Source organism: Stenotrophomonas maltophilia, assembly GCF_001274595.1.
Lineage (GTDB): Bacteria > Pseudomonadota > Gammaproteobacteria > Xanthomonadales > Xanthomonadaceae > Stenotrophomonas > Stenotrophomonas forensis.
The window spans coordinates 4730931-4737500 of the sequence record NZ_CP011010.1; the positions used below are offsets into that span (position 1 = coordinate 4730931).

4 protein-coding genes and 2 rRNA genes (1 of these 6 cut by a window edge) are annotated in these 6570 nt (G+C 66.1%); 3 read left to right on the top strand and 3 right to left on the bottom strand.

Annotated elements, in window-relative coordinates; all coding sequences use genetic code 11:
• Nucleotides 1–73 precede the first annotated feature (73 nt).
• The gene (locus VN11_RS21375; protein WP_053451183.1) at nucleotides 74–964 is read right to left on the bottom strand and encodes a lipid-binding SYLF domain-containing protein; all 891 of its coding nucleotides are present in this window, start codon (nucleotides 962–964) and stop codon (nucleotides 74–76) included.
• A 165-nt stretch (nucleotides 965–1129) separates the two neighbouring features.
• On the opposite strand from VN11_RS21375, the gene hemH reads away from it, so the two are divergent.
• The 3 genes from hemH (at nucleotide 1130) to VN11_RS21390 (ending at nucleotide 5339) form a co-directional block, all read left to right on the top strand.
• Entirely contained in the window at nucleotides 1130–2092 is a 963-nt protein-coding gene (gene hemH / locus VN11_RS21380; protein ID WP_053451184.1) for a ferrochelatase, read from the top strand.
• Entirely contained in the window at nucleotides 2089–2943 is an 855-nt protein-coding gene (locus tag VN11_RS21385; RefSeq protein WP_053451185.1) for an alpha/beta fold hydrolase, read from the top strand. The genes hemH and VN11_RS21385 overlap by 4 nt, the downstream gene beginning before the upstream one ends.
• Nucleotides 2944–3233: 290 nt before the next feature.
• Nucleotides 3234–5339 (top strand): methyl-accepting chemotaxis protein, encoded by a 2106-nt coding sequence (locus VN11_RS21390; RefSeq protein ID WP_053451186.1) that lies wholly within the window; start codon nucleotides 3234–3236, stop codon nucleotides 5337–5339.
• A gap of 378 nt (nucleotides 5340–5717) precedes the next feature.
• On the opposite strand, the gene rrf is transcribed toward VN11_RS21390, so the two are convergent.
• A 5S ribosomal RNA gene (gene rrf / locus VN11_RS21395) occupies nucleotides 5718–5832 on the bottom strand.
• A 126-nt stretch (nucleotides 5833–5958) separates the two neighbouring features.
• A 23S ribosomal RNA gene (locus VN11_RS21400) occupies nucleotides 5959–6570 on the bottom strand; it runs 2268 nt beyond the window's last position.

Below are 6570 nucleotides of genomic sequence, written 5' to 3' on the forward strand. Positions count from 1 at the left end.
AGACGCTCGTTACGTTAGTGATCAGGCTGTCGAGCATAGCGCACCGGCTGTTAGCCGGCGCGCGTGACGAAAGTCAGTTTCCGCCCAGCGTTTCCGTGCGGATCTCGCCGTCGTTGACCGGCTGGAAGCCCTGCTGCTGCGGCGGCGGGGTCTGCGGCACGTTCTGCAGCGGCGCAGTGGTGGCCTCTGCCGGGGCCGGCGCTGCCTGAACAGGCGCCGGGGCGACCGCCGGAGCCGCTGCCGGACGCGGCGCATTGCCGCCGTTGCCGTTGCGGTTGTTGCGCGCGGCGTAGGTGGCCTCTTCCAGGCGATCACGGAACGCGACCACATCCATTGACGGCGAACCACCTGCGCGACCTTCGAAGATCATGCGCGGCGTGGTGTTGCTGCCGTAAGCGTCCAGATTGGCGGCATCGTCGATCTGCAGCACCGCACCGTCCAGGGCGACGCCGGCGAACAGGCCACGGGCACGCGACCACGACCAGATCTCGGCCTTCAACTGGCCGTCGGTGGCGGCGGCGGCATTGCGACCGACCGGGCCGGCGGCAACGCCGGCATCGGCGCCCAGCGTGAACTTGCCGTTGACCAGGTTGTCCAGGCTGCGGTCGTTGCGGAACACCAGCACCACGTCCGAGGACTGCACACCGGCCTGGAAGCCGATGCTGCCACCGGTGAGCTTGACGAACACCGGGTTGGACCAGGCGCCATTGGCCATGCGCACCGACATCAGGCCATGGCCGCGACGACCACCGATGACCAGGCCGGCCTTGATCGTGTCGGGAATGACGATGACCGCGCGGCCTTCGTCGAGCAATTTGTCCGGAATGCCCTGTTCAGGGATTCCCTGGATTTCGGCCAGCACACGCACGGCGTTGCGGGCGCGCTGGTCCTCCTGCGGTCCGGCCATGGCCTGGCTGGACAGCAGACTGGCGGCGATCAGCAGGGCTTGGATCGGGCGACGCATGGCGGGCTCCAGAAGTCAGTCCATAGGAAGATATAGCAAGTAACTGAAATTAGTAGTGTTGCCATGAATCGCCAATGAGCGTTGCCTGCTCATATAGATGCCCGCTATGCCCGCGATCCGAACCCTGCATGCCGGCGCGGCACCGGATCGGCGACAATACATCCCATGCTCGACGCACCCGATACCGCCGTGCTGGCGGTCAACCTAGGCACGCCCGAGACGCCGACGGCCCCCGCCGTACGCCGTTACCTGGCTGAATTCCTGTCCGACCCCCGCGTGGTCTCGATTCCGGCACTGCTGTGGCAGCCACTGCTGCGCGGGCTGATCCTGCCGCTGCGCAGCAGCCGTTCGGCGGCCAAGTACGCCCAGGTCTGGCTGCCCGACGGATCTCCGTTGATGGTGCATACGCGCCAACTGGCGCAGGCCATGCAGGCACTGCTGCCGACGCTCAGGGTTCGCCATGCGATGCGCTACGGTGAACCGGCGCTGGCCGGCGAGCTCGACCGCCTGGCCGCCGAAGGCGCGCGTCGCATCGTGGTGCTGCCGCTGTATCCGCAATACTCGACCACCACCACCGCCTCGGTCGAAGACCGCGTCGATGCCTGGCAGCGCCGCAACCCCGGCGTGACGGTCAGCCTGGTGCGCGACTATTCGGTCGACCCGGGCTGGGTCGAGGCCGTTGCCGGTTCCATCCAGCGCTACTGGGAACAGCACGGCCGTGGCCAGAAGCTGATGTTCTCCTTCCACGGCATCCCGCAACGCCTGGCCGATGGCGGCGATCCGTATCCGCAGCGGTGCGAGGCCAGCGCCCAGGCCATTGCCAACACGCTGGGCCTGGGCAGGGACGAATGGCAGATGGGCTATCAATCGCGCTTCGGCCGCGAGCGCTGGCTGCAGCCGTACGCCGAGCCCAGCCTGTGGGCGTTGGCCGAATCCGGGGTGAAACAGATCGACGTGGTCTGCCCCGGCTTCGCCACCGACTGCCTGGAGACGCTGGAGGAGGTGGCAATGGGCTTCACCGAAACGCTGGCCGAACGCGGCGCGACGATGCGCTACATCCCGTGCCTCAACGCCGAACCGGAACACGCACGCGCCCTGGCGCGGCTGGCTGTGGCCTCACTGGCATGAGCCTGCATCCGTTTGAACTCGAGGTCGGTGGCGCACGCGTCGCCGGCCTGCGCAACCACGGCGAGGGTCCGCGCGTGCTGGCCCTGCACGGCTGGCTCGACAACGCCGCCAGCTTCGTGCCGCTGGCCCCGCACCTGTCCTCGCTGCAGCTGGTCGCCATCGACCTGCCCGGCCATGGCCACAGCGCGCACCTTCCGGCGGGGGCCAGCTACACCACGCCCGCCGCGATCTGCCACGTGCTCGATGTGGCCGATGCACTGGGCTGGGACCGTTTCAGCCTGCTCGGCCATTCGATGGGGGCCGGCATCGCCAGCCTCACCGCCTCGGTCAGCGACCGCATCGAACGGCTGGTGGCGATCGAAGCACTCGGCGGCCTGCGCGGGCCGGAGGAAGAAACCGCGCATCGCCTGCGCGAGCATGTCAATGCCACGCGTGCGCTCGCACGCAAGCAGTTGCGCGTGTTCCCCGACCTGGCTGCGCCGATCCGCGCACGGATGATGACCAACCAGCTCAGCGAACACTGCGCACGACTGCTGGTCGAGCGCGGTGTGGAACCGGTCGAAGGCGGCTATCGCTGGTGCAGTGATCCGCGGCTGATGCTGCCCACCGCGATCCGCCTCAGCGAAGGCCAGATCGACAATCTGCTGCAGGCCATCGCCTGCCCGACGCAGGTGATCTACGCCACGCCGGCGCAGTCCTATTACCCCGAGCCCATGCGCAGCGATCGCCTGCGGCACCTGCGCGATGGACGGCTGGCGGTGTTTCCCGGCAATCATCACCTGCACATGGAAGACCCGGCGCAGGTTGCCGAGGTGATCCTGCACTTCTTCAGCAACGACAACGCCGGCTGAGTCCGCGCCTCCGCGCGCTTCACTCCGCGCGTTTGCGGCCGATACATCAGTTGCGGGCCCCTGCGTCCGCAGCACGCGGGCCCGGTCGGGCCTGCGGCGTGTGTCTGGTTCTGCAAGGAAGTCCGCATGCCCGCTCTACTGCACCGTCACCCACAGGATGGGGTCACGGCGCGCTGTCTCCGCGGCGTTGATGACGTCGCATTCCCCGAATCCCCGGTCCATGCCCAGTCCACGCGCTCATGCGTGCGTCGCGGCGTGGCCGCTGCCGTCTGTTGATCCAGGAGTCGCCGATGTCCGCTGCATCCTCCCGCCCCCCCGATACCGCCCGCCTGCCGCATCTGCAGCAGCTCGCCCGCCGTGCTGATCGCCGACTGCTGATCGGCAGCGCGGCATTGGCCGTGGCTGGCCTTGTTCTGGCCCTGCGTGGGCCCCACGTGCCGGGTGCCGCGTTGGCTGCGGCCGCCGTGCTGCCGGCCATCTGGCTGGCCGGCCCACAGGCGGGTCACAGCCTCGCGCGCAATGGCCTGGCGTTGCTGTTGTCTCTGCAACTGGCATTGCTGTGCGCGATGGTCGGCCTGTCGCCGGCATTGCCGATCGCGGTACTGCTGGGCGTGCTGCTCAGCCACCGTGATCGCCTGCCGGTATGGCTGGCCGGTGGCGTTGGCACGCTCGCGCTGTTGCAGCCGCTGCTGGAAGGTGCCGCGGCCGGGCCAACGCTGCTGCAGGCAACGCTGTTTGCCGGCCTGACCCTGTTCCTCGGCCAGGTCGCGTTGCGCCTGCGCCAGCAGACCGAGGCGCTCGGCCACGGCCCACGCCGCCTCGCAGCATTGGCCCGCGATATCGCCACCGGTGCCGATCTGGGCGCGCATGCGGATACCGCGGCCTTTGCACCGGGCTCGCTGGCCCATGCGCTGGCCGATACCGCCCGCCACGTGCAGGCCCAGCGCGGGCGCGAGGCTGAAGCGCACGCCGAGAACGCACAGATCCGCCAGGCCCTGGACGCCTCGCGCACCGCGATGATGATTGCCGACAACGACCACGTGATCCGCTACGTGAACCGTTCGGTGGTGGCCCTGCTGCGCAACCAGCAGGCGACGCTGCGCCAGGCCTTCCCTGACTTCGACGCCGAACGCCTCGTTGGTAGCAGCATCCATCGTTTCCACGCCAATCCGGACCGCATCCGCGCGATCCTCAATGGCCTGCAGGTCACGCACAACGGCAAGGTGCAGATCGGCCCGGTGCATTTCGCCCAGGTGGTCACGCCGGTGTTCGATGCACAGGGCGTGCGCCTCGGTTTCGCCGTGGAGTGGCATGACCGTACGCACGAACTGTCGCTTGAGAACGCAGTCGCCGGCATTGTTGCCGCGGCCGCAGCAGGCGATCTCGACCAGCGTCTGCAAGCGGGCGAAGGTGCCAGCTTCCTGGAGGGTCTGACCGGCGGCATCAACCAGCTGCTCGATACGTTGGGCAGCACCGTCGACGAAGTGCGACAGATGCTTTCTGCGCTGGCCAATGGCGATCTGGACCGGCGCATGCATGGCGAGTACCAAGGCGCCTTCGCCGCGATCCAGCGTGATGCCAACGCTACCGCCGGGCAGCTGGCGCGCATGGTCGGCCGCATCCAGCAGTGCTCCATCTCGATCAGTACCGCCGCCAGCGAGATCGCCGCCGGCAATGGCGCGCTGTCCGAACGCAGTGAGCGCCAGGCCGCGCACCTGCAGGAAACTGCAGCATCCATGGAGGAACTGACTGCCACCGTTCGCCAGAACGCGGCCCATGCCCGCCAGGCCAGTGAGCTGGCCGCCTCCACGCAGGATGCCGCCAGTGACGGCAACACCGCCATGCAGCGGGTGGTCGACACCATGCAGGCGATCGAGGGCGCGTCGAAGCGGATCGGCGATATCACCGGCGTCATCGATGGCATCGCGTTCCAGACCAACATCCTGGCATTGAACGCAGCGGTGGAAGCTGCGCGGGCCGGCGAGCAGGGCCGCGGATTCGCGGTGGTGGCCAGCGAGGTGCGCGTGCTGGCCCAGCGTTCCGCCGCAGCTGCGCAGGAAATCAAGAAACTGATCGACGAAGCCGGCCGCCAGGTGGGTGAAGGTGCGCAGCTGGTGGCCGATGCTGGCCAGCGCATGCAGGGCATCGTCGGTGGTGTCGAGAGCGTCAGCCACCTGATGCGCGAGATCTCAGCCGCTTCGCAGGAACAGTCGATCGGCATCGAGCAGATCAACCAGACCGTGGTGCAGATGGACCAGGCCACGCAGCAGAACGCGGCACTGGTGGAGGAAGCCACTGCTGCCGCGCGTGAACTGCGGTCGCAGGCGGGAACGCTGACTGAGGCGGTCTCGGTGTTCCGCCAGCAGCAAGCGCGCGAGGTCGCTCTGGTCGCCTGATAGGAACGTGCAACCGGATCGATTGGAGACAGCGCCCGCAGGGCGCCGTCTTTTTTTTAAGTGCTCTGCGTGACGGATCACGGGAAGGGCCCGTTCGATGGGCGTCGCAGGACGGCATCGATCCATCGGTAGTACCGGCCGCTGGCCGGCAACCACGGCATGCGCATTGCGCAGGCCCACGTCACACAGCCACGCATGGCGTGGGTCTACCGACAGCCACCACGAGGTACCCCGCACGGACCATCTCATCGGTAGCCGCCAACCATGGTCGGCAGCACTCCACATGTGGCGTGGATCTACCGGTGCATTCCGGCCAATGCATTTTCCTGAGCACAAAGAAAAACCCCGCTGCGCAAGCAGCGGGGTTTTGGGTGTAAACCCTGGCGATGACCTACTCTCGCATGGCTTGAGCCACACTACCATCGGCGCAGCTGCGTTTCACTTCCGAGTTCGGGATGGGATCGGGTGGTTCCACAGCGCTAATTTCACCAGGGAGGCTTTTGGAGAGTCGCACTCGTCCCTTAGGGACAAGGCGCCAGCCTCGCATAGTTCTTGTGACGTAGCGTGCACTTGGATGCTCTTACGACGTTGTCGTAAAGCCAAGGCAACTTGAGGTTATATGGTCAAGCCGCACGGATCATTAGTATCAGTTAGCTCAATACATTGCTGTACTTACACACCTGACCTATCAACCACGTAGTCTACATGGTTCCTTCAGGGGGCTTGTGCCCCGGGAGATCTCATCTTGAGGCGCGCTTCCCGCTTAGATGCTTTCAGCGGTTATCGCTTCCGAACATAGCTACCCGGCAATGCCACTGGCGTGACAACCGGAACACCAGAGGTTCGTCCACTCCGGTCCTCTCGTACTAGGAGCAGCCCCTCTCAAATCTCCAACGCCCATGGCAGATAGGGACCGAACTGTCTCACGACGTTCTGAACCCAGCTCGCGTACCACTTTAAATGGCGAACAGCCATACCCTTGGGACCGACTACAGCCCCAGGATGTGATGAGCCGACATCGAGGTGCCAAACACCGCCGTCGATATGAACTCTTGGGCGGTATCAGCCTGTTATCCCCGGAGTACCTTTTATCCGTTGAGCGATGGCCCTTCCATACAGAACCACCGGATCACTAAGTCCTAGTTTCCTACCTGCTTGATCCGTCGATCTTGCAGTCAAGCACGCTTATGCCTTTGCACACAGTGCGCGATGTCCGACCGCGCTGAGCGTA

Coding starts and splice junctions, on each gene's coding strand:
- VN11_RS21375 (WP_053451183.1), bottom strand. CDS start 964: ATGCGTCGCCCGATCCAAGCCCTGCTGATCGCCGCCAGTCTGCTGTCC.
- hemH (WP_053451184.1), top strand. CDS start 1,130: ATGCTCGACGCACCCGATACCGCCGTGCTGGCGGTCAACCTAGGCACG.
- VN11_RS21385 (WP_053451185.1), top strand. CDS start 2,089: ATGAGCCTGCATCCGTTTGAACTCGAGGTCGGTGGCGCACGCGTCGCC.
- VN11_RS21390 (WP_053451186.1), top strand. CDS start 3,234: ATGTCCGCTGCATCCTCCCGCCCCCCCGATACCGCCCGCCTGCCGCAT.